The sequence below is a fragment of the Pseudomonas sivasensis genome (assembly GCF_052938085.1).
Window position 1 is genome coordinate 2,000,880 of sequence record NZ_CP176442.1, and the last position, 21,886, is coordinate 2,022,765.

Below are 21,886 nucleotides of genomic sequence, written 5' to 3' on the forward strand. Positions count from 1 at the left end.
AGCTGAAATCTCAAGATCTTTGACGGGGTGTCGATACTGTCGTAGTGCCATCTTTTTGGGTGGGTGATGTTAAAACAGGGAGAAGCAACATGTCGGGTGTAGAGTGGTATTACGCGCTGAGCGGTTCGCGACAGGGACCTTTTACGTTTGAGCAAATGCAAGGTTTCTTGAGTTCGAACACTATCAGCGCGCAAACAAAAGTATGGCCGGGCGAGGGCGATTGGGTCGCGTTGAAAGACACTGACTTGGCCCAAAGCATTCCACGCCCCTCGGGCCCACCACCTCTTGCAGCAACAGAAATAGACAACCGATTTGTATGGGCGTTGGCGGGCGTCCAGTTGGCGGGTGGGTTGATCGAGTACTTTTCCGGTATGAGTATTTGGTGGGTTTTTGTGATCTTCAACGTAGCCCTGTGTGTTGTCGACGAAAAGCGTTTGAAAGCAGCCGGTCATGCCGCGCCACAAAGCTGGTGGGCGTTGATTGTTCCTGTTTATCTTTGGAAGCGAGCGGCGCTTTTGAAGCAGGAAAAGCACTATTTTTACGGTTGGGTGGCGGCGTTCGTTGTATCGGTCGTGCTGGGAATGTTCGGTGGCCAGTCCGCTATCGAAGAAGCGGCATGCCCAATTGTCACCGACATCATTCATAAGCAGTTTTACCAAACGTCATCGTGCGTTGCCGTGACGATTGACGACGAGATTAAAAGTGGTCTCTATCGTGCGAGCGCCTTGCTCGATAACGGAAATGAGATCGACATCACCATTGAGGAAAAGGGCAAGCAGATCCTTGTTCGGATTCCTCGCCAGTGATCGCATTGGCGTGACCAGTAAAAGCCCAACATTGTGTTGGGCTTTTTTTTGCTGCTGCGACTAAACGTGCAAGGCTTGTCTAAAGTAATTGCCTGGCAGGCCGATGCATTCTCAAATCTCTGAACGTCGGATATTTGGCATGCTTATCAACATTAGCACTACCGTTTCCGTAGCAAGCACTCCAAGCACTGTCACGTCGACGGATACCGCCACCGCCGAAAGTACACGTACCGCCAGCAGTTCCTCCGCTGGCGCGAGCGGTGAAACTAAAGGTGCGGCCGGCGCGGGCGGCGGCCAGGCCTCATCGAGCTCGCAGGAGTCCGATCGGGTCAAAGAGTTGAAAAAACAGATCGAGCAGTTGCAGCAGCAGCTTCAAGAACAGCAGCAGGCCCTTCAGAAGGCTCAGTCCAGTAGCCAGAGCGCAGACGCCAAGGCTGCCGCTATAGCCGCGGCTCAAACGCAAATTGCAGGCACTGCTGCCGCATTGCAGACGGCAACTTCGGCGCTATTGCAGGCCGTCACGGATGAGGGGGGCAGCGCGTCCGGTTCGATGGTCAGCACCACCGCCTGATCGCAGAAAAGTGTGTTGAACCGCCGTTTTTATCCGCGGTTCAGCACACTTTCTCCTGCACCCTTGGGCAATCGATACACATCCACCAGCGCCCACATCCCCAGCAATGCCACCCCTATGAACGCCACGCGGAAATCCCCCGACTGCGCCTGAACCTCATGGCCTTGCACGGTCATGGATGCGCGCAACAACAGCGCAGCTACCGTCACGCCCATGCCCATGGCCAGTTGGAATGACAGGCTGAACAACGCCGACGCTTCGCTCATGCGTGCCTTGGGCACATCTGCGAAGCCAATCGAGTTGTAACAAGTGAACTGCATTGAACGTGACAGCCCGCCCACAAACAACACGGCCGCAATCAGCGAAAACGGCGTCTGTGCCGTGAACAGCGCGCACGCCATTATGGACACCACGCCGATTACCCCATTGACCAACAACACTCTGCGAAAGCCGTAGCGTTGCATGATGGCGGTGGTGAAGGGTTTCATCGCCAGGTTGCCGGCAAACACCGCAAGTACCAACAGCCCCGCGTCCACTGGCGACAGGCCAAATGCGACCTGAAACAGCAGGGGCAGCAGGAAAGGCAGGGCGCTGATGGCAAGGCGAAACAGTGAGCCGCCGTAGATGCTCACGCGGAAGGTGTTGATGGACAGTGTATCGAGCGGCAACAGGGGAGCGCTGTAGTGCCGACAATGGCGCACGGCCCATACCGTCAGCAGTAAACCTGCCGCAACCAGCGCTGCGCCCGGGATGAGCATTTCGCCTGCCTGGCTGCCCAGCCATTCCAGCCCGCCCAAGAGGGCCACGCAGGCGCCTGCCAGCAGTAAAAACCCCGTTGTATCGAACTTGCGCACATCCGCCTCGCGGCCTTCCGGTACCAGCCACAGTGCCGCGACCAAGGCCAGGGCGCCCAATGGAAGGTTCACGTAGAAGATCCATGGCCACGATGCATGAGTCACGATCAGTCCACCCGCCAGCGGCCCAAGAATCGGCGCCACCAAGCCGGGCCAGGTAATCACTGCGACCATCTTCACCAAGTCTTTTTTATCGGTATTGCGCAGCACCGCTAGACGCCCGACCGGCACCATCAGTGCGCCACCGATGCCTTGCAGGACGCGGGCAAATACGAACATTTCGAGGCTTTGGCTGAGCCCGCAGAGCAGCGAGGCGAGGGTGAAAACAATGATCGCGCCAGCAAATACCCGGCGTGCACCGTAGCGGTCGGCGATCCAGCTGGACATAGGAATGAAGATCGCCACGGCAAGAATGTAGGCGGTGATGCCAATGTTCATGTCGACCGGCGTCACGCCGAATGCCGCGGCCATGGTTGGCAGCGCGGTGGCGATCACCGTGGCGTCGAGGTTCTCCATAAAAAAAGTCACGGCGACCACCAGGGCGATCAGGCGGGTTTGCGTGCTGAGGCCGGTGTCGGCTGTGGATGAGGTCACCGGTATTTCCCCTTGTTGGATGAGGGATGGCTGCTTGGCGTCGGTCTCAGCCGTTCCATATTTAAAGTTGTAATGAAGGCGCCATAAGCACGCGGCGCCACGATGCGCGAATCTGTCGCGGACTGTCTACAGGTTGTTAACGGTGTGGACTCCAGTCGCCGACAAAATTTATTGGTTCGCAGCAACAATTTTTCTTGTTGGACACCTTCCGCTTTCAGGCAGCACAGTTGCTGCCACTGACGCTCGCCCTGACGGGTCAACAATAAAAAAACCGAGCCGACTGCACGCCACTTCCTGCTGTGAACCCTTTGTTCACATCCTGCTGTAATGGCGCCGCAGCGCGCACTTAAGGACCTCTCCGCCATGCAAACTGTTGTGAACTTATGGCCGTTGATCGGCGTACTTGTGATCGTGGTTGGCTTTGTTTTACGTTTCAATCCGCTGTTGGTGGTCACCGCTGCGGCTATTGCCACCGGGCTTGCTGCCCACTTCCCGTTGGAAAAAATCCTCGCCACCATGGGTGATGGCTTCCTTCAGACCCGTGCCCTGCAATTGATCCTGTTGTTGCCTCTGGCCGTCATCGGCTTGCTGGAGCGCCATGGCTTGCGCTTGCATGCGCAAAACTGGATTGCACGGTTTGAGCGTGCCACTGTCGGGCGTCTGCTGATCATCTATCTGTTCGTGCGTGAATCCACCGCCGCCATGGGCTTGACCAGTCTGGGCGGGCACCCGCAGATGGTGCGCCCGCTGTTGGCACCGATGGCCGAAGGTGCGGCGGAAAAGCGCTACGGCAAGCTGCCGGACAAGTTGCGGCATAAAGTGCTGGCCATGTGCGCGGCGACGGACAACGTCGGGCTGTTTTTTGGCGAAGACATTTTCGTTGCGTTTGGCGCCATTGCATTGATGCACACGTTCCTGCTGGGCTCTGGGATTGATGTCGAGCCGCTGCACATCGCGGTGTGGGGTATCCCGACGGCGATCTGCGCCTTCATCATCCATGCGATCCGCTTGCATCGGTTTGATCGACGATTGACGCGTGAGATGACTCCCGTCGCCACGCCGGCAGGGGCCTCCCAATGATTATTTCCATTCAATACCTCTACTGGCTGGCTGGTGTGTTGTTGCTGATCACCGCAGGCATGATTCTGTTGGACCGAACCCATCCCAAGCGCTGGTCCAGCGCCTTGTTCTGGCTGCTGTTTGCCATACCGTTTCTGGTGGGCGAGCGCCTGCCATCGGTGGTGATCGGTGCGGGTGTGGTGGTGATGGCATTGATAGCAGGGTTCGGCGGCGTGGGCCGTGGCACCCATGTCGAGCTGCACGATAAGGCCTCGCGCGCCAGTGCTGGCCGCCTGGGCCACAAGCTGTTTATACCGGCGCTGGCCATTCCCCTGACCACGGTAATCGGCTCGGTATTGCTCAAGCACACCGAGATCGGCGGTATACCGTTGCTGGATCCGAAAAACACCACCTTCGTGTCTCTCGGTATCGGCTGTCTGATCGCTCTCGGCCTGGCCTGCTGGCTGACCCGCGATACGCCGGTACAGGCCTTGCGCGAATCACGCCGCCTCACCGAAGCCTTGGGCTGGGCCATGGTGTTGCCGCAGATGCTGGCGATGCTCGGGCTGCTGTTCAATGAAGCGGGCGTCGGCACGGCTGTCGCCCACGTCACCACCACTTACATCAACCTGGATTTCAAGTTGGTCGCGGTGATGGTGTATGTGTTGGGCATGGCACTGTTTACGGTGATCATGGGCAATGGCTTCGCCGCCTTCCCGGTGATGACTGGCGGCGTCGGTGTGCCGGTGTTAGTGGGCATTTACGGCGGCAACCCGGCAGTGATGGCCGCCATCGGCATGTTCTCCGGTTACTGCGGGACCCTGATGACGCCAATGGCCGCCAACTTCAACATCGTGCCGGCGGCGTTGCTGGAATTGCCGGACAAGAACGCAGTGATCAAGGCCCAGTTGCCGACGGCGCTGATGATGCTGGTGGTCAATATTGTGCTGCTCTACCTGTTGATGTGAGGTCTTGTATGCGTACCGTACTGCTGACGGGCTTTGAGCCCTTTGATCAAGATTCGGTTAATCCGTCCTGGGAGGCCGCACGCCAATTGGACGGCGTGCAGCTCGCCGAGGATGTGCAGATTGTTGCGCGTCGGCTGCCCTGTGCGTTCACCACCGCCCCCGAGTGTCTGGTGCAACTGATCAATGAACTGCGTCCGGTCATGGTTATCGCCACTGGTCTGGCGCCGGGGCGCGGCGAGATTTCCATCGAGCGGGTGGCGATCAATATCAACGACGCGCGTATCCCCGACAACCTGGGGTATCAGCCCATCGATACGGCAGTTGTCGTGGATGGCCCGGCGGCCTATTTTTCGACGCTACCGATCAAGGCCATGGTCAAGGCGGTGCGTGGGGCGGGGATAGCCGCGGCGGTGTCCCAGACGGCGGGCACGTTTGTCTGCAATCAGGTGTTCTACCGTTTGCAGCACGTGCTTGCGGGCACGGATGTTCGCAGTGGTTTTATTCACGTTCCCAACCAGCCATTGATGGCGCTGTCGAGCTTGGTCGATGGGTTGCGCGTCGCAGTCGCTACGGCGTGGAACACGCCGGTAGACGTGGTGGAAGTGGGCGGTCAGGTCAGTTGACGCCGCCCCAGGGATGACACTTCGGCTTGCCGGTGGCGGCAAGAGGCGATTGTTTACGCCTCGCGGCCAGGGAAAAACAGTTCGAAACAGGTCACGCCGTCCTTGCTGCTGACGCTGTACCGGCCGTGATGCAACTGCATGATGGTCGCCACAATCGACAGGCCCAGGCCATTGGACTGGGCCGAACGTTCCCTTGATTCATCCACCCGATAGAACCGCTCGAACAGCCGCGATAAATGCACGGCAGGGATGGTTTCCCCCTGGTTGCTGACTCGCAGGTGGATGCCCTCGGCGTCCGCAATCGCCTGGATCAACAACTCGGAACCCGGTGCGCCGTATTTGATGGCGTTGGCGCACAGGTTCGCCAGGGCCCTGCGCAGCAGCATCGGTTCGGCCCAGATCACGCCTTCACCCTCGGCACGAATGCTGATGTCCGCATCGCCTGCCAAGCCTTCAAAGTAATCGGCAATGCGGGCCACTTCATCGGTGACGCTGAGTGCCTGGCGCTGGCGCAGGGCGCTGGCCGGGTCGGTGCGGGCCAAGAACAGCATGTTGTCGAGCATTCGCGCCAGGCGCTCAAGCTCTTCGACATTGGAGGCCAAGAGCTGCTGATAACTTTCGATGCTGCGGTTCTGTTGCAGGGCAACTTGGGTTTCCCCCAGCAGGTTGTTGATCGGCGTGCGCAGTTCGTGGGCCATGTCGGTGGATACTTGGCCCAGTTGCGCAAAACCCTTGGCCAGGCGCTCAAGCATGGTGTTGAACGACTCGATCATCGGCAGCAGTTCTTTTGGTACTCCCTGGCTGTCGATGCGTTCGGCCAGGTTGCCGACGCCGATCCCTTGAGCGTGTTGGGCCAGTCGACGTAACGGTAGCAGGCCGCGATGCACCAGCAGGTAGCCCACCAGTGCTAGGAAGATCGCGGCGATGCTCGCCAGTACGTACACGCTCAACCGATAGCTGGCGAGCATGGCGGTACGCTCGGTCATCAGGCGCCCGCTGGTGACTTGCAGGCTCCCCAGGTCGCCGGAGTCTATGGATGCGGCCAAGGTGGAAAAGGGCACGCCATTTACGCCCGGCAAATGCTGCACATCGCTCAGCGTGAGGATGTGGCCTTTGGGGACCGGCTCGACTGCTGGCAGATCGATGTTGGCGGGGTTTACCAGCAGCAGCGGTTTTTGGCCGGGTGCGGCGATGCTCAGCACCGATTCGCGGTTGCCCAACATATTCTGGAACAGTTCCGGCTTGGTCTTGATCAAGTCCAGTGTGTTGCTGTCGTTAAGCAGGTTGCGTAGTTGATCCACGCGGGAAATCAATTGCACATCGTCGCGGCGGATCAGCTCGCGCTCCAACTCGCGGTACAGCGCCACGCCGACGGTAGCGAGCAGTGCAAAGGCGAGCAGGGCGAAGATCAGGGCCAGGCGCAGTGTCAGGGAATAATGGCGATGGTGGGTCATGGTTGGGTATCGAAACGGTAGCCAATGCCCCGCACGCTGTGGATCAACTTGAGCGTGAACGGGTCGTCGATTTTCAGGCGCAGGCGCCGTACGGCCACGTCCACCACGTTGGTGTCGCTGTCGAAGTTCATGTCCCATACCCGCGAGGCGATCAGCGAGCGCGACAGCACTTGGTCCTGATGGGTGGCGAACAGGTGCAACAGTGCGAACTCTTTATTGGTCAGGGTGATGCGTGTACCGGCGCGAGTGACGCGGCGTTTCAGTACGTCGATGTGCAAATCTGCGATTTGCAGGTGTTCTTCTTCCCTGATCGGGCCGCGACGGGTCAGGGTACGTAAGCGTGCTACCAGCTCGGCGAAAGAGAAGGGCTTGATCAGGTAATCATCGGCACCCAGCTCCAGGCCCTTGATGCGATCGGCAATATCGTCGCGAGCTGTCAGAAAAAGCACTGGGGTGTCGGAGTCTTTACGCAGGCGGCGCAGTACTTCCCAGCCGTCCATTTTCGGCATCATCACATCCAGCACGATCACGTCGAACGGCGTTTCCAGTGCTTGGTGCAGGCCGTCCACGCCGTCCCGTGCCAGGCTTACGGAGTAGCCCAGTTCCTGCAGGCCGTTGAGGAGGTAATTACCGGCCTTGGGTTCGTCTTCGACAACGAGGATGTTCATGTGTAATGCCTTGATTCAATACGTGGCGCCAGTGTAGCTCGATCAATTGTCACTGGCGCAGGCCATGGCCTGCACTGGGTAGTTGAGTCGTGCCAGTGCGCTCACGGTAACCCCGTACTTCAAACAGCCAGCCAACAGGATGATGACAAATTCGTAATGATTGGCTGGCTGTTGGGGCGTCAGCGTTTACAACCCAGTGGGTGATCCGTAGATTGCATCGGGCCGATTATTCGTTTCAGCTTACGAGGAAACCCCGCAGTGTCTATCCGAGGTTCAGCTGTATCAGCCCGCCCTTACCGCGCCTTCCTGTTCGATATGGATGGAACCCTGCTCAACTCCATTGCCGCTGCCGAACGAGTGTGGGGCATCTGGGCTGAACGCCATGGGCTGGACGTGGCGGCCTTCCTGACCACCATTCATGGTGCGCGGGCGATTGACACTATCACGCGCCAGGCATTGCCCGGCGTCGACCCGCAAGTTGAAGCGCAGTGGATTACCGAGGCTGAAATCAACGATGTGGAAGGCGTCGTGGCGATTCCCGGTGCCGTCGAGTTTCTCAATAGCGTGCCTGGTGATCAGTGGGCATTGGTCACCTCTGCGCCGAAGGCGTTGGCATTGCGTCGGTTGCAGGCAGCGGGTATCGCGCCACCGGCGGTGTTGATAACGGCCGAGGATGTGGCCATCGGCAAACCGAACCCCGCCTGTTATGAGCTGGGTGCGCAACGCCTGGGTGTGCCGGTGCAGGATTGTCTGGTGTTTGAGGATGCGACGGTGGGGATTCGTGCGGGGGAGGCGGCGGGTGCGGATGTGCTGGTCGTAACATCGACGCACCTCAAGCCCATGCTCACGGAGCATCCATCGATTGAAGGGTATGAACAGTTGCAGGTGCATCGCAGCGCTGATGGCTTGTTGTACCTGCAGAGCGCAGTGGACTGACACAAAAAAGCCGAGTCCGTATCCGGTCTCGGCTTGGTTCGCTTGGTCAGCCGCCAGTTTTATTTTCGGCCCGCCGGCACAGCTGACGCTGCAATGCTTTCTGGATAGGCTTGAGGCAGAACATGAACAGGTACGCACACAGCAGCAGTGCCAAATCAAACCAGGACTTAGGATAGGCGGGGTCCGAACCTTCGACTTCCAGCCGCAGGCCATATTCTACGCCCACAAAGGCCAGCCCAATCAGCAGGGCAATCATCCAGGATCTGGAAAAAAATGGCTGCGCGGTAATAGGCCTCATCGACGTGCTCCTGAGTCCACACGGATGGAAGTATGTCAGTCAGGAGATTCGGCTTTGGATAGTGGAACAAGTTCCAGACGCGAGGATAATTTCATCTTTGGGGCGCATGGACTTTGGACGACGCTAATCACTCATTCAGCCCAAGAACAGTCCAATAGGCTTTCGCCAGCCGTTACATGAACGAAAGGGCTGGCTACTGAGTGCGCCTCAAGGCGTCTGGTTTTTATCCGGAGCGGTCAGGCCGGCCTGGATGCGCTGGTAGATCTCCTCGCGATGCACGGCAACATCCTTGGGGGCGTTGATGCCGATTCTTACTTGCTGGCCGCTGACGCCCAGGATGGTGATCGTGATGTCATCACCGATGTTTATGCTTTCACCGACTTTGCGGGTGAGTATAAGCATGGACTTCTCCTTGATTGCTTTTAGGACACATGTTTCAGACAGGGCAGGTGTCGGATGTGTGTAGCTTACTGCTAAGCGCTTCCCTGTGACTGCCTCTTTTAGGACGCATAGAGGCGACATTAATTCCCATGGCGGCATCATACAGGTCTGGGATACATCATTCGCATTGTTTAAGCCAACGTTTATGACGGCCAGAATAGACAGTGAATGATAAAGTTGCCTCTTTATCCTTAGAGGAGCAGGGCAGTGCGTAAAGTAGCGATGGCAATTGCGGTGTTGGCACTGGCCGGTTGCGGTGAAGGCAAACGCGCCGACGCCCCCAAGGCCAAGCCTGCCGTGACCGAAAGCCAGCCACAAACCGGCGCGATTGCCGCCCAAGAGTGGGACCTGCGAGTAGGTCCGCCGGACCACAAACTGCAGGCGATCACCGACCTGACCGCCTGGTTGCTGGAACATGGTTTTAATTTTTATATCGTGAAGGTCGACGGCAAGGACGAAGTGCTGTTGGGGCCGTTCGCAACTAAGGCCGAAGCCGAGGCAAAGCAGACCCTGCTTAACGAAAAGATGGCTCGTGCCAAGAAAACTGACACGGTGTCTGAGATCATCGAACACCAGCCTGCGCAGTAACGGGCCAATTGGGCGACAGTGCCGCCCATCTTCAACCGCAGGCTTTCAGGTTGACCGGGCCGACAAACTCATTGCCACGCCCCATCACACACGCCACCGTCTGGTTACGCTGGCGCTCCCAGGCTTGGACCGGGTAGGTTTTGTTCCAGGCTTCGTACAACTGACGATCCTGTTTCGACAGGCGCAAGCCGTATTGTTTGCTCATGTAGAAGTAGGTTCGCGCGATCATCCCGCGTACGGAAGGTCGCGGCATCACCTTCTTGGCCTTGAAATCCACTTGGGTCAGGCATGAACCGTACTGCCCGCGTTGCACTGGCAGCCAGCCAAAGCTGAAGTTGCTTCGGTCTCCATTGACCTCGCCGATACTCGGCACCAAATTGTGCAGGTCTGCTTCGGCACGCTTGAACACGTCATCATGGCGCGTGCAGTTCTTGCGCCCGCCATTCTGCCAGCACTGGCGCTGATGTCCGATCTGCCAGGCCGGAACAATGTGTTCCCACTCGATGCGTGCGGCGCGGTTGGCGTTTTTGCGTGGGATATATCCGCAGGCTTTCAAGTCAACGCGGTTGCCGCTGTACTTGCAGCCGCAATAGAACTCGGTGGATTGCGGGGCGTAGAGTGTCCAGGCAACTTTTTTGGCTTCACTGAAGGTTCGGGGCGCCTGAGCGTGAGCGGTAACGGCAAAAAACAGGCAACACACAGCAATAAAACGGGCACTCATTCAATCAATCTTCCTTCGGCACAACCCAGAAAATCTGCACGCCACCGTCATCCCGGTAGGCTAGGGTGACGTTGTCGTTCTCCGCAATCTCCTCCAACAAGCGCTGCCAATCGTCCTCTGGTTCCTCCGGCAAGCGGAAGATCAGGGCTGCCTTGGCTTTTTGGGCATTGGTGGAGTTGATGATTTTTTGCACGCGAATGGCCAGGCGTGTGTAGGCATCGGGCGGGGTAGGTACTGCGGAAGATGACTTTGCCACGGAGCATTCCTTAATAATCTGTACGTGCATACAGTATTTAAGTGTGGGCAATTTCGCAACTGCTTAAAATTTAAGAGATTCGTCTGGCGGCGAGTTAGGGGGTTGGGTGTAGGGCGGGGGGAGAGGGATAGGTAGGTTGTTGTGGCGAGGGAAGTTGTTCCCGCTGGTCCGCGAAGCGGCCCCAAAAGAAGCTTTCGGGCGCTGCGTACATGAGCGGGAGCAAGCTCCCTCGCCACATACAGGGTTCAGTCAGGAATCAATATTCCCAGAAAATCCGTTGAAGCTCTTTGCTGTCTTGGGTCTTGGTCAGGGCAACCATTGCCAGAATCCGCGCTTTCTGCGGGTTCAGGTCGAGGGCAGCAACCCAGTCGTATTTGTCGTCAGGCTGTTCAGCGTTACGCAACACCATGCCGCCGGCATTCACGTGGGAGGAGCGAATGATCTGCACGCCTTGCTTGCGCAGTTCCACCAGGGCAGGTACCACTTTGGAAGATACCGAGCCATTGCCAGTACCCGCGTGGATGATTGCTTTGGCACCAGCCTGGGCCAGGGCTTTGTAGGCTGTGTCGCTTACGTTGCCGTAGCCGTAGGCGATTTCGACGTCCGGCAGGCTTTTGATGTTCTTGATGTCGAATTCCGAATCCATGGTATGGCGCTTGGCAGGCAGGCGGAACCAGTAGGATTTGCCTTCAACCACCATGCCCATTGGGCCCCATGGGCTCTTGAAGGCTTCGGTCTTGATATTGATCATCTTGCTTACGTCGCGACCCGATTGGATCTCGTCGTTCATGGTCACCAGCACCCCTTTACCGCGCGCGTCCTTGCTGCCGGCTACAGCCACGGCGTTGTAGAGGTTGAGCATGCCGTCGGCCGACATGGCGGTGCCTGGGCGCATGGAACCAACTACCACGATTGGCTTGTCAGTTTTTTCCACCAGGTTCAGGAAGTAGGCGGTCTCTTCCAGGGTGTCGGTGCCGTGGGTGATCACGATGCCATCCACGTCTTTGTTGTCAGCCAGTTCCGCGACGCGGCGACCCAGTTGCAGCAGGTTCTCGTTGTTGATGCTTTCGGATGCAATTTGCATCACTTGCTCGCCACGCACATTGGCAATCTGGCTAAGTTCAGGAACACCGGCGATCAATTGCTCGATACCGACTTTGGCCGCCTGGTAGGTAGCGCTGTTGGCCGCACTGGCGCCAGCGCCGGCAATGGTGCCACCGGTGGCGAGAATTACCACGTTGGCCAGTTTGGTCTTGGATTCAACTTCCTTTGCCTGAGCGGCAACAGGGAACAGCAGCAGAAGGGCTAACGCGCCCGGAACAAAGTTCTTCAGTGCAGATTTCATTGTTTTTCTCTCTGGTTTTTGATGAGTGCTGTAGCAGGTTCATCTAGAGCGCCCGGGCGGTTCTGAATGCCACGAGGTGCTGGGTAGGAGCAGGATTTGTACCAGGCTGATTAAGTTCTTGGATATAAATTAACTAGCTGATTTATAACAATAATTGTCATTCTTATGGCGGGTCACGCAATGCGTCTGTCCGGCTTTCCGAACACGCTGCATGATTGCGTTCGGTTGTCCGAAGATGATCATCGGGAAATACTGAGTCGCATGAAGAGGTCTGTCGTTTCAGAGAACGAAGCGTTGGGGGGAATGTTTAATAACGTCCTTTCGCCGGACGGGAGGACAGAGGCTAGAGGCCTTAGATGAAAGGCTGTGTTCTACCGTTGACAAATCTCGACAAGGTTCTCATAGTTTGATTAACGCAAACGTTTGCGAGATGTTTCACGCGGTGCTCCCTGAGTGCTCTGAAAGATCGAATCAGCCACCCTTGTGGGATGGCTGCCGAAGGACTCTTCGGTGCAAGCGTTGCTCACAATAATCATAAGATCGGAGTGAACCCATGAAGCTGCCATTCGCTGGACGTCTTCTTGCTGTCGCTGTGCTTGCTGCCGCATCCGCCGCTTTACCTCTGTCCTCTGTCTTTGCTGACGACGCCGCCGCCAAACCCAAGGTCGGCCTGGTGATGAAATCTCTCGCCAATGAATTCTTCGTCACCATGCAGGACGGTGCCAAGGCTTACCAGAAAGACCATGCCGCCGATTTCGACATGATCACCAACGGCATCAAGAACGAAACTGATACCAGCGCGCAGATCGATATCGTCAACCAAATGATCCTCGCCAAGGTTAACGCCATCGTCATCGCGCCTGCTGACTCCAAGGCACTGGTCACCGTACTGAAGAAAGCCTCCGACGCCGGTATCAAGGTCGTCAACATCGACAACCGCCTGGACCCCGGTGTACTGAAAAGCAAAAATCTCGATATTCCCTTCGTTGGCCCCGACAACCGCAAGGGCTCCAAGCTCGTGGGCGACTACCTGGCCAAGCAACTGGCAGCAGGTGACAAGGTCGGCATCATCGAAGGCGTACCGACTACCACCAACGCCCAGCAGCGCACCGCCGGCTACAAAGATGCGATGGACGCTGCCGGTATGAAGATCGTTTCCACTCAATCCGGCAACTGGGAAATCGACCAGGGCCAGAAAGTCGCCTCGGCCATGCTGAGCGAATACCCGGACCTCAAGGCCTTGTTGGCCGGTAACGATAACATGGCCCTGGGCGCTGTCTCCGCGGTGCGTGCGGCAGGAAAGGCGGGCAAGGTAATGGTCGTGGGTTACGACAATATCGAAGCGATCAAGCCGATGTTGCAGGACGGCCGCGTACTGGCTACCGCCGACCAGGCAGCTGCCCAGCAAGCGGTATTCGGTATCCAGAACGCCCTTAAGCTGGTCAAGGGTGAGAAAGTCGATGCCAAAGACGGCGTGATCGAAACCCCGGTCGAACTCGTCCTCAAGAAGTAATTCTGGCGGCACCCAACAGCGCCCGCTCGTCCTGAGCGGGCGCCTGGAGATTTTCTTATGTCATCTTCCGCCCCGAACGCTGTCCTCTCGGTCAGCGGTATCGGTAAGACCTATGCCCAACCGGTTCTGTCCGACATCACCCTCACGCTCAACCGTGGGGAAGTGCTGGCGCTAACCGGCGAGAATGGCGCAGGCAAAAGCACCCTGTCCAAGATCATCGGCGGGCTGGTCACGCCGACCACCGGGCACATGCAATTCAATGGTCAGGATTACTGTCCTGCCAGCCGTACCCAGGCTGAAGCGTTGGGTGTGCGCATGGTCATGCAGGAACTCAACCTGCTGCCGACGCTGACCGTGGCCGAAAACCTGTTCCTGGATAACCTGCCCAGCCACTGTGGCTGGATCAGCCGCAAGCAACTGCGCAAAGCCGCGATCGAGGCCATGGCCCAAGTCGGCCTGGACGCCATCGACCCTGACACGCTGGTCGGCAGCCTGGGCATCGGTCACCAGCAAATGGTTGAAATCGCTCGCAACCTGATTGGCGACTGCCATGTACTGATCCTCGACGAACCCACGGCCATGCTCACCGCGCGTGAAGTCGAGATGCTGTTTGAGCAAATCACCCGCTTGCAGGCTCGGGGCGTGGCGATTATTTACATTTCGCACCGGCTGGAAGAGTTGGCCCGTGTTGCCCAGCGCATTGCGGTATTGCGCGACGGCAAGCTGGTCTGCGTCGAACCGATGGCCAATTACAACAGTGAGCAATTGGTCACCTTGATGGTGGGGCGCGAGCTGGGTGAACACATCGACCTGGGGCCGCGTAGCATCGGCGGCCCGGCCCTGACTGTGAAAGGCCTGAGCCGCTCGGACAAAGTCCGTGACGTGTCCTTTGAAGTGCGTGCCGGCGAGATCTATGGCATTTCCGGCCTGATCGGCGCTGGCCGTACCGAATTGCTGCGTCTGATCTTTGGTGCCGATCTGGCCGACAGCGGCACCGTGGCCCTGGGCTCACCGGCTAAGGTGGTGAGTATTCGCTCTCCCGTGGATGCAGTGGGGCATGGTATCGCCCTGATCACTGAAGATCGCAAGGGTGAAGGCCTGCTGCTGACTCAGTCCATCAGTGCCAATATTGCCCTGGGCAACATGCCGGAAATCTCTGGCGGCGGCGTGGTAAACAGCCGCGATGAAACCGCGTTGGCCAAGCGCCAGATCGACGCCATGCGCATCCGCAGTTCCAGCCCGGCGCAACTGGTGTCGGAACTGTCCGGCGGCAATCAGCAGAAAGTGGTGATTGGCCGCTGGCTGGAGCGCGACTGCTCGGTGATGTTGTTCGACGAGCCCACCCGCGGAATTGATGTAGGTGCCAAGTTCGACATTTATGCCTTGCTCGGCGAATTGACCCGCCAGGGCAAAGCGCTGGTGGTGGTATCGAGCGACCTGCGTGAGCTCATGCTGATCTGCGACCGCATCGGCGTGCTGTCTGCCGGGCGTCTGATCGAGACCTTTGAGCGTGACAGCTGGACCCAGGACGAATTGCTCGCCGCCGCCTTTGCCGGCTATCAGAAACGTGATGCGCTGCTCAATGACGCAGTGCTTAGGGATACCCCATGAAAACCACAACTACCTCCGGTAAAGCGGGCGGCAACTTCTACGGCCTGGGCACCTACCTGGGGCTAGCGGGCGCCTTGCTCGCGATGATTGCGCTGTTTTCGGTGCTCAGTGACCACTTCCTGTCCTATGACACCTTCAGCACCCTGGCCAACCAGATCCCGGACCTGATGGTGCTGGCGGTGGGCATGACGTTCATCCTGATCATCGGCGGTATCGACTTGTCGGTGGGCTCGGTGCTGGCCCTGGCTGCGTCGGCAGTCAGCGTGGCGATTCTTGGGTGGGGCTGGAGCGTGTTGCCGGCCGCTCTGCTCGGCATGGGCTGCGCCGCGTTGGCCGGCACCATCACCGGCTCGATCACCGTGGCCTGGCGGATCCCGTCGTTTATCGTGTCCCTCGGTGTGTTGGAAATGGCGCGGGGCGTTGCGTACCAAATGACCGGTTCGCGCACCGCCTACATCGGTGATTCGTTTGCCTGGCTGTCCAACCCGATTGCGTTTGGTATCTCGCCGTCGTTCATCATTGCCTTGCTGGTGATCATCGCTGCGCAGCTAGTATTGACCCGCACCGTGTTCGGTCGTTACCTGATCGGTATCGGCACCAACGAAGAGGCCGTGCGCCTGGCTGGTATCAATCCCAAGCCTTACAAGATTCTGGTGTTCAGTCTCATGGGCCTGCTGGCCGGTGTCGCGGCGTTATTCCAGATCTCGCGTTTGGAAGCAGCGGACCCGAACGCTGGCTCCGGTCTGGAGCTGCAAGTGATCGCCGCGGTGGTGATCGGCGGCACCAGCCTGATGGGCGGGCGCGGTTCGGTAATCAGTACCTTCTTTGGTGTGTTGATTATCTCGGTATTGGCCGCTGGCCTGGCACAGATCGGCGCCACGGAGCCCACGAAGCGCATCATCACCGGTGCTGTGATCGTGATTGCAGTTGTTCTCGATACGTACCGCAGCCAACGTGCTAGTCGGCGGGGCTGAACCATGGCAACGATCAAGGATGTGGCGGCGCTTGCAGGAATTTCCTACACCACCGTGTCCCATGTGGTGAACAAGACGCGCCCAGTGAGTGAGCCGGTACGGGTCAAGGTCGAAGCGGCCATCAAGCAGCTCGACTATGTGCCCAGCGCCGTCGCGCGCTCGCTCAAGGCCAAGACCACGGCCACCATCGGTTTGCTGGTACCCAACAGCCTCAACCCGTATTTCGCGGAGCTGGCACGAGGCATCGAGGATTACTGCGAGCGTAACGGCTACTGCGTGATCCTCTGCAACTCCGACGACAATGCTGAAAAACAGCGCAGCTATTTGCGGGTGTTGTTGGAAAAGCGCATCGACGGCTTGATCGTGACCTCGGTGGGTGGTGATGACAGCGGCCTCGCCGCAGGGTTGAGCGCGGTGCGCACGCCCATGGTGATTGTCGACCGGGCGCTGGACGGCATTGATGTCGATCTGGTGCGCATCGATCATGAAGAGGGCGCCTACCTGGCGACCCGGCATTTGCTTGAGTTGGGGCATCGGGACATCGCCTGTATCGGCGGCCCGGCCCACACCCGTGTCGCGCAAATGCGCCTGGCGGGATACCAGCGCGCGCTCCGCGAGGCCGGTGTGGACGTTGCGCCCAATCGCACCCGGGAAAGCGACTTCACCAGCACCGGCGGTTATGCTGCTGCCGTGCAATTGCTGGCGCAGAACCCGCCCAGCGCGATTTTTGCCAGTAACGACATGATCGGCTTCGGCGTATTGCGTGCTGCAGCTGAGCGTAATATCCGCGTGCCCGGCGAGCTGTCGGTGATCGGATTTGATGATATTCAAATGGGCCGCTACGTGTACCCAGCCCTGACCACGGTCGGCCAGTCGATCCTGCAACTGGGCGAGACGGCCGCCGAGCTTTTACTGCGACGAATTGCAACACCCCAACTGCCGATCGATCAACGCATCGTGACGCCGAGCATCATATTGCGCGAGTCGACGGCGCCCGTCGCCGGTGTGTTCGCGCAATACCGCTGAACCGAATTGATGAGTACTGATGTATGCCAGCAAAAGTAGTGGTAGTAGGCAGCTTGAACATGGACCTGGTCACCCGCGCCAGCCGGCTGCCCCGTGCCGGTGAGACCCTGATTGGCCAAACTTTTTCCACGGTGCCGGGCGGCAAGGGTGCCAACCAGGCCGTTGCATCGGCGCGACTGGGTGCGAGTGTGGCGATGATTGGCTGTGTCGGCACCGATGCCTACGGCACTGAGTTGCGTGACGCATTGCTGGTGGAAGGTATAGATTGCCAGGCCGTCAGTACCGTGGACGGTTCCAGTGGCGTGGCGTTGATCGTGGTGGATGACAGCAGCCAGAATGCGATTGTGATTGTTGCCGGCAGCAACGGCGAGCTGACGCCCGCGTCACTGCAGGCGTCTGATGCGGTGCTGCAGGCCGCCGATGTGATCATCTGCCAGCTGGAAGTGCCGATGGCTACCGTGGCCTATGCGCTCAAGCGCGGTCGTGAACTGGGCAAGACCGTGATCCTCAACCCGGCGCCGGCCAGCGCGCCGTTGCCCGCCGAGTGGTATGCCTCGGTCGATTATCTGATTCCCAACGAAAGCGAGGCCACCGCATTGAGCGGTGTGACAGTCGACTCTCTGGACAGTGCCAAAGTGGCTGCCACGCAACTGATTAAAGCCGGTGCCGGCAAAGTCATCATCACTCTGGGCGCCCAAGGTGCATTGTTTGCGGATGGCAGTGGCTTTGAGCACTTGGTGGCGCCCAAGGTCAAGGCGTTGGATACCACGGCTGCTGGCGATACCTTTGTCGGTGGTTTTGCGGCGGCCCTTGCCAGCGGTAAAAGCGAAGCCGAGGCCATACGTTTTGGTCAGGTCGCTGCAGCATTGTCAGTCACACGTGCGGGTGCGCAACCTTCCATTCCTACGCTGCATGACGTTCAAGGTTTTGTACCTTTATGAAAAAGACCCCTCTGCTCAATATCGCTCTGTCGCGGCTGATAGCTTCCCTGGGCCATGGCGACATTCTGGTGATCGGCGATGCTGGTTTGCCGGTGCCGCCCGGCGTCGAGTTGATCGACCTGGCGCTTACAAAAGGTATTCCTGATTTCATCAGCACTTTGCGTATCGTGCTCAGTGAGATGCAGGTGGAAAGCCACGTGCTGGCGGAAGAAATCCTGCTCAAGCAGCCACCTGCGCTGGCGCAGTTGAACGTGCTGAGTGAACAGGCCGCCCTCGGCGAGCGACGTCTGCTCAGTCATGAAGCGTTCAAGCAACTGAGTCGCCAGGCGCGCGCGGTTGTGCGCACCGGCGAATGCCAGCCTTACTGCAATATCGCGCTGGTGTCCGGCGTAACGTTCTAGAGTTCCCCAACGACAAGGAGTGTTTTATGCAACGTGGTCTTCCAATCCTGAGAAATCTGTTTCGGAGTGTCCTGCTTTTGTCCGCGCTCACTGCTGCAAGCGCCCACGCGGCGGAAAAAATCGACCTCATCATCGACACTGACCCAGGTGCCGACGATGTAGTGGCCTTGCTCTTCGCCATGGCTTCCCCGGACGAATTGAACATCCGTGCGCTGACCACCGTCGCCGGTAACGTGCGCCTGGACAAGACCTCGCGTAACGCGCGCCTGGCCCGCGAGTGGGCGGGGCGTGAGGACATTCCGGTCTACGCCGGTGCACCAGCGCCGATGCTGCGCAAACCGATCTATGCCGAAAACATCCATGGCAAGGAGGGCATTTCCGGCGTCACCGTGCATGAGCCTAAAAAGGGCCTGGCCGAAGGCAATGCCGTTGATTACCTGATCAAGACCCTTCGTGCTGCCAAGCCTCACAGCATCACTATCGCCATGCTGGGTCCGCAGACCAACCTGGCGCTGGCACTGACTCAGGATCCGGAAATCACCCAGGGCATCAAAGAAGTGGTAGTGATGGGCGGCGCGCACTTCAATGGAGGCAATATCACGCCGGTTGCCGAGTTCAACCTGTTCGCCGATCCGATTGCTGCAGAGATCGTGCTCAAGAGTGGCGTCAAGCTGACTTACCTGCCGCTGGATGTGACCCACAAGGTACTGACCAGTGAGGCGCGTCTGAAAAAGATTGCCGACCTCAAGAACAACGCCAGCAAGGTCGTCGGCGATATTCTCAACGAATACGTCAAAGGCGATATGGAGCACTATGGCATCCCGGGCGGCCCGGTACATGACGCCACCGTTGTTGCGTACCTGCTCAAGCCTTCGCTGTTCAGTGGTCGCGAGGTCAATGTGGTGGTGGACAGCCGTGAAGGCCCGACATTCGGGCAGACCATCGTCGATTGGTACGACGGTCTGAAACAACCAAAGAATGCGTTCTGGGTTGAGAACGGCGACGCTCAGGGCTTCTTCGATCTGCTGACTGAGCGCCTTGCGCGGCTGAAGTAAACCGATTGCCGGTCGACGTTCGTCGGCCGGTTCTTATTCGCGCTCGGGGTTGTGTGCTCCCATGTGATCGGCCGGGTATTTCTCGAATACCTGGCCAATGAAGGCTTGTGCCGCCTGAGTGCCGAGTTCCTTGACCAGCAGGTCTATACCGATGATTGCCAGTTCCTCTGGGCTTCCGGGGCTGTAGGAGCTTTGTCCTTGGGGCCACTTGGCTTTGATGTCGGCTTGGAGCGTTACGGTGGTCATGGAGGTCTCACGAGCTGAAATACTGGGTAATGCGCTGGGGCGCGGTTTTACCGGGCGCAGTTAAGCATTTTGCGCGGCGTTTGGCACTGCTACTTAGGCATGAAGCAAGTGCTGTGCGACACTGTGCTCCTGTTTAATTGCCGGGGAATACCGCGTGCAGATCGATTTGAATGACCCCGAGAATCTCACCCTGGCCGCCGTGCGCCAATTGATCGCCAGTGCCAGTGATGACGAACATACTCAATTGCGTGTGACTAAGGCCGGTATCGCCTACCTATCATCTGGGGTAGTCGGGGGCACTGACATAGATGGCCTGTTGTTTCGTCTTGAGACCTGGGCAAAGGGCTCCGGTTACGTCGGAAATGTCGCTGCCAGCGACGAGGTCTGGGTCACACAGGTTTTCAACGCGCTGAAGCAAAACTGGCCCAAGCCACCTTTTGACTACATCGACATCTACTGATTATGTTCATATCTGGTCACGATTGATCGGGCGAATCACTGCTGATAGTCAGGCAGACTTGCCCGACGGCGATTTACGTCTTGAAACCAATCTGCAAGACGGTTGTCGCACGATCTCTGTTCATTTTTTCAATAGGAGGCTTCATGCCTTGGAAGCTCGCATCATTCGGTACTTTGTTGGCAGCACTCGCGTTGGCGGGTTGCAGCACCCCGGGTACCTCTGAGCCAGCCAAAGACGCCGCAGTGACCGATGCAGGTCATAGCCGCTGTGAGTCAAAGGCTGCCGAGTTCACAATCGGCCAGAAAGCTTCGCCTCAGTTGCTGGAGCAAGCCCGGGCCCGTGCCGGTGCGCAGAATGCTCGCATCCTCAAGCCCAACGATATGATCACTTTGGAATACCGCTCCGACCGATTGAACCTAAACGCTGACGACAACTTGGTGATCACTCGCGTCAATTGCGGCTGATCGCTGCTTTTGCAGCGCCCATAAAAAACCCCGCCACATGGACGGGGTTTTTTTAGCTCAGCGGAGAATTACTCGCCGCGAACCTGTGCAGCTTGCATACCCTTTTGGCCTTTCTCAGCCACGAAGGAAACGGTTTGGCCTTCTTTCAGGCTTTTGAAACCGTCGCTTTCGATAGCTTTGAAGTGTACGAACAGGTCGTCACCGCCACCTTGAGGAGTGATGAAGCCGAAGCCTTTTTCATCGTTGAACCATTTAACGGTGCCGGTTTGGCGATTAGACATGGTGTATCTCCAAGAAACATATATTTTCAGTAGTGCTGTGCTGCTCAGGCCAACTGGGCACACCGGGCTATCATAGTCGAAATGTTCGGCTTGGGAGCCCCCCCAAGGCATTGTTTGCCAATCAATAGCGTTGCATTTAGTGCTTAGGTCGGCTGAAAGCCCCGGTCTACGGGGCTTTGGCGCGAAATATCAGCTGTTAAAAAAAGCCGTAAAAGCTGCGTAATTTGTGAGAAATGGCAGTTTTCGGGCGATTTTTCCAGCAGAGCGGCCGTCTGATCTGGCGCCGATCTTACTTTTTCTTCACGACTTTGCAGGATGAAATTGCAGCCACCGCTTTGTTTTTAAGTGGTGCGCTGGCGTTCGGATTGGTCATCAATTCCTTGATTTCGGAACTGCTCAATTCGGCGTTGATCTTGTCGGCGCCACATTCGCAGTGGGCTTTGGCCGTTTTGACGTCCACGTTCTGGCTTGCCGCGGAAGTGCAGTCTTTGACGAAGCTGTCACGGGCACCGGCTGGCCAGTTGGAGGGCGCAGCAGCCTGCGCGCCGATGGAAAGGAGGCTCAGGGTAGCGGCGAGAGCGAGGGTAGAAGTAAAACGCATCATGGGATGCTCCTTTGGGTCGAGGACAAACAGCGATTCTCAGTGGGTTTGAGGTAGTGCGTACAGCTCAAGTTCCGTTTTGCAGCTATAAAGGCTGGAATTAGTAGTTACCTGGCCTGGCGCCGGCGCGA

27 protein-coding genes are annotated in these 21,886 nt (G+C 58.0%); 16 read left to right on the forward strand and 11 right to left on the reverse strand.

Annotation, left to right across the window (positions count from 1 at the left end; genetic code table 11):
* Positions 1–89: 89 nt before the first annotated feature.
* Both ACKZ62_RS09375 and ACKZ62_RS09380 read left to right on the forward strand, forming a co-directional pair.
* A complete protein-coding gene (locus ACKZ62_RS09375; RefSeq protein ID WP_050442833.1) occupies positions 90–806 on the forward strand; it encodes a DUF4339 domain-containing protein in 717 nt (238 codons plus the stop codon).
* A 139-nt stretch (positions 807–945) separates the two neighbouring features.
* On the forward strand, positions 946–1,377 hold the full coding sequence (locus ACKZ62_RS09380) for a hypothetical protein (protein ID WP_447096574.1): 432 nt from the start codon (positions 946–948) through the stop codon (positions 1,375–1,377).
* A gap of 29 nt (positions 1,378–1,406) precedes the next feature.
* Here ACKZ62_RS09380 and ACKZ62_RS09385 read toward each other — a convergent pair whose 3' ends face one another.
* A complete protein-coding gene (locus tag ACKZ62_RS09385) occupies positions 1,407–2,831 on the reverse strand; it encodes an MFS transporter (protein WP_447096947.1) in 1,425 nt (474 codons plus the stop codon).
* Positions 2,832–3,188: 357 nt separating this feature from the next.
* On the opposite strand from ACKZ62_RS09385, the gene ACKZ62_RS09390 reads away from it, so the two are divergent.
* From ACKZ62_RS09390 to pcp, 3 genes are read left to right on the forward strand one after another with little or no spacing between them, the layout of a single operon-like run.
* Positions 3,189–3,905, forward strand: coding sequence for a DUF969 domain-containing protein (locus tag ACKZ62_RS09390; RefSeq protein ID WP_032887001.1), 717 nt, complete (start codon positions 3,189–3,191; stop codon positions 3,903–3,905).
* A complete protein-coding gene (locus ACKZ62_RS09395) occupies positions 3,902–4,852 on the forward strand; it encodes a DUF979 domain-containing protein (protein WP_032887000.1) in 951 nt (316 codons plus the stop codon). The genes ACKZ62_RS09390 and ACKZ62_RS09395 overlap by 4 nt, the downstream gene beginning before the upstream one ends.
* Before the next feature lie 8 nt (positions 4,853–4,860).
* Entirely contained in the window at positions 4,861–5,475 is a 615-nt protein-coding gene (pcp, locus tag ACKZ62_RS09400; protein ID WP_032886999.1) for a pyroglutamyl-peptidase I, read from the forward strand.
* A 53-nt stretch (positions 5,476–5,528) separates the two neighbouring features.
* Here the strand turns inward: pcp and ACKZ62_RS09405 are convergent, their stop codons facing one another.
* Together ACKZ62_RS09405 and ACKZ62_RS09410 are read right to left on the reverse strand one after the other, a co-directional pair.
* Positions 5,529–6,929: a heavy metal sensor histidine kinase gene (locus ACKZ62_RS09405; RefSeq protein ID WP_447096575.1), complete on the reverse strand. Its 1,401-nt coding sequence runs from the start codon at positions 6,927–6,929 to the stop codon at positions 5,529–5,531.
* A complete protein-coding gene (locus tag ACKZ62_RS09410) occupies positions 6,926–7,597 on the reverse strand; it encodes a heavy metal response regulator transcription factor (protein ID WP_032886997.1) in 672 nt (223 codons plus the stop codon). Before ACKZ62_RS09410 ends, ACKZ62_RS09405 begins: the two co-directional genes overlap by 4 nt.
* 258 nt (positions 7,598–7,855) lie before the next feature.
* Between ACKZ62_RS09410 and ACKZ62_RS09415 the strand changes: the two genes are divergently transcribed.
* Complete coding sequence (locus tag ACKZ62_RS09415; RefSeq protein WP_447096576.1) at positions 7,856–8,533, forward strand: HAD family hydrolase; 678 nt, start codon at positions 7,856–7,858, stop codon at positions 8,531–8,533.
* 46 nt (positions 8,534–8,579) lie between these two features.
* Here the strand turns inward: ACKZ62_RS09415 and ACKZ62_RS09420 are convergent, their stop codons facing one another.
* Positions 8,580–8,831, reverse strand: a complete 252-nt coding sequence (locus tag ACKZ62_RS09420; protein WP_032886995.1) for a hypothetical protein — start codon at positions 8,829–8,831, stop codon at positions 8,580–8,582.
* A 207-nt stretch (positions 8,832–9,038) separates the two neighbouring features.
* Positions 9,039–9,233 (reverse strand): carbon storage regulator CsrA, encoded by a 195-nt coding sequence (gene csrA, locus ACKZ62_RS09425; protein ID WP_003192511.1) that lies wholly within the window; start codon positions 9,231–9,233, stop codon positions 9,039–9,041.
* Between the two features lie 261 nt (positions 9,234–9,494).
* Here csrA and ACKZ62_RS09430 point away from each other — a divergent pair, with 261 nt between their 5' ends.
* On the forward strand, positions 9,495–9,860 hold the full coding sequence (locus tag ACKZ62_RS09430; protein WP_447096948.1) for an SPOR domain-containing protein: 366 nt from the start codon (positions 9,495–9,497) through the stop codon (positions 9,858–9,860).
* A 31-nt stretch (positions 9,861–9,891) separates the two neighbouring features.
* Here ACKZ62_RS09430 and ACKZ62_RS09435 read toward each other — a convergent pair whose 3' ends face one another.
* The 3 genes from ACKZ62_RS09435 to ACKZ62_RS09445 form a co-directional block, all read right to left on the reverse strand.
* Positions 9,892–10,581, reverse strand: coding sequence for an endonuclease (locus ACKZ62_RS09435; protein WP_095185574.1), 690 nt, complete (start codon positions 10,579–10,581; stop codon positions 9,892–9,894).
* A 4-nt stretch (positions 10,582–10,585) separates the two neighbouring features.
* Positions 10,586–10,837 (reverse strand): DUF1654 domain-containing protein, encoded by a 252-nt coding sequence (locus tag ACKZ62_RS09440; RefSeq protein WP_095185575.1) that lies wholly within the window; start codon positions 10,835–10,837, stop codon positions 10,586–10,588.
* 256 nt (positions 10,838–11,093) lie between these two features.
* Positions 11,094–12,182 carry an asparaginase gene (locus tag ACKZ62_RS09445; RefSeq protein ID WP_032886990.1) on the reverse strand — a complete coding sequence of 363 codons (1,089 nt, stop codon included), beginning with the start codon at positions 12,180–12,182 and terminating at the stop codon, positions 11,094–11,096.
* A 553-nt stretch (positions 12,183–12,735) separates the two neighbouring features.
* Between ACKZ62_RS09445 and ACKZ62_RS09450 the strand changes: the two genes are divergently transcribed.
* The 7 genes from ACKZ62_RS09450 to ACKZ62_RS09480 are packed head-to-tail and all read left to right on the forward strand — an operon-like array spanning position 12,736 to position 19,703.
* Positions 12,736–13,695 carry a sugar ABC transporter substrate-binding protein gene (locus ACKZ62_RS09450; protein WP_442117497.1) on the forward strand — a complete coding sequence of 320 codons (960 nt, stop codon included), beginning with the start codon at positions 12,736–12,738 and terminating at the stop codon, positions 13,693–13,695.
* Positions 13,696–13,752: 57 nt separating this feature from the next.
* On the forward strand, positions 13,753–15,306 hold the full coding sequence (locus ACKZ62_RS09455) for a sugar ABC transporter ATP-binding protein (RefSeq protein WP_095185576.1): 1,554 nt from the start codon (positions 13,753–13,755) through the stop codon (positions 15,304–15,306).
* Positions 15,303–16,280: an ABC transporter permease gene (locus ACKZ62_RS09460; RefSeq protein ID WP_032886985.1), complete on the forward strand. Its 978-nt coding sequence runs from the start codon at positions 15,303–15,305 to the stop codon at positions 16,278–16,280. The genes ACKZ62_RS09455 and ACKZ62_RS09460 overlap by 4 nt, the downstream gene beginning before the upstream one ends.
* 3 nt (positions 16,281–16,283) lie before the next feature.
* Entirely contained in the window at positions 16,284–17,306 is a 1,023-nt protein-coding gene (locus tag ACKZ62_RS09465; RefSeq protein ID WP_447096577.1) for a LacI family DNA-binding transcriptional regulator, read from the forward strand.
* Positions 17,307–17,329: 23 nt separating this feature from the next.
* Positions 17,330–18,247, forward strand: coding sequence for a ribokinase (gene rbsK, locus ACKZ62_RS09470; protein ID WP_099602676.1), 918 nt, complete (start codon positions 17,330–17,332; stop codon positions 18,245–18,247).
* Positions 18,244–18,648, forward strand: coding sequence for a D-ribose pyranase (gene rbsD / locus ACKZ62_RS09475; protein WP_032886981.1), 405 nt, complete (start codon positions 18,244–18,246; stop codon positions 18,646–18,648). Before rbsK ends, rbsD begins: the two co-directional genes overlap by 4 nt.
* Before the next feature lie 26 nt (positions 18,649–18,674).
* Positions 18,675–19,703: a nucleoside hydrolase gene (locus ACKZ62_RS09480; RefSeq protein WP_032886980.1), complete on the forward strand. Its 1,029-nt coding sequence runs from the start codon at positions 18,675–18,677 to the stop codon at positions 19,701–19,703.
* Between the two features lie 33 nt (positions 19,704–19,736).
* On the opposite strand, the gene ACKZ62_RS09485 is transcribed toward ACKZ62_RS09480, so the two are convergent.
* Positions 19,737–19,949: a hypothetical protein gene (locus ACKZ62_RS09485; RefSeq protein ID WP_032886978.1), complete on the reverse strand. Its 213-nt coding sequence runs from the start codon at positions 19,947–19,949 to the stop codon at positions 19,737–19,739.
* 154 nt (positions 19,950–20,103) lie between these two features.
* Here ACKZ62_RS09485 and ACKZ62_RS09490 point away from each other — a divergent pair, with 154 nt between their 5' ends.
* Both ACKZ62_RS09490 and ACKZ62_RS09495 read left to right on the forward strand, forming a co-directional pair.
* Positions 20,104–20,409, forward strand: a complete 306-nt coding sequence (locus tag ACKZ62_RS09490; protein ID WP_032886977.1) for a hypothetical protein — start codon at positions 20,104–20,106, stop codon at positions 20,407–20,409.
* Between the two features lie 143 nt (positions 20,410–20,552).
* On the forward strand, positions 20,553–20,873 hold the full coding sequence (locus ACKZ62_RS09495; protein ID WP_032886976.1) for an I78 family peptidase inhibitor: 321 nt from the start codon (positions 20,553–20,555) through the stop codon (positions 20,871–20,873).
* A gap of 68 nt (positions 20,874–20,941) precedes the next feature.
* Here the strand turns inward: ACKZ62_RS09495 and ACKZ62_RS09500 are convergent, their stop codons facing one another.
* Together ACKZ62_RS09500 and ACKZ62_RS09505 are read right to left on the reverse strand one after the other, a co-directional pair.
* Positions 20,942–21,154, reverse strand: coding sequence for a cold-shock protein (locus tag ACKZ62_RS09500; protein WP_003234260.1), 213 nt, complete (start codon positions 21,152–21,154; stop codon positions 20,942–20,944).
* A 289-nt stretch (positions 21,155–21,443) separates the two neighbouring features.
* The gene (locus tag ACKZ62_RS09505) at positions 21,444–21,758 is read right to left on the reverse strand and encodes a hypothetical protein (protein ID WP_447096578.1); all 315 of its coding nucleotides are present in this window, start codon (positions 21,756–21,758) and stop codon (positions 21,444–21,446) included.
* Between the last annotated feature and the right edge of the window lie 128 nt (positions 21,759–21,886).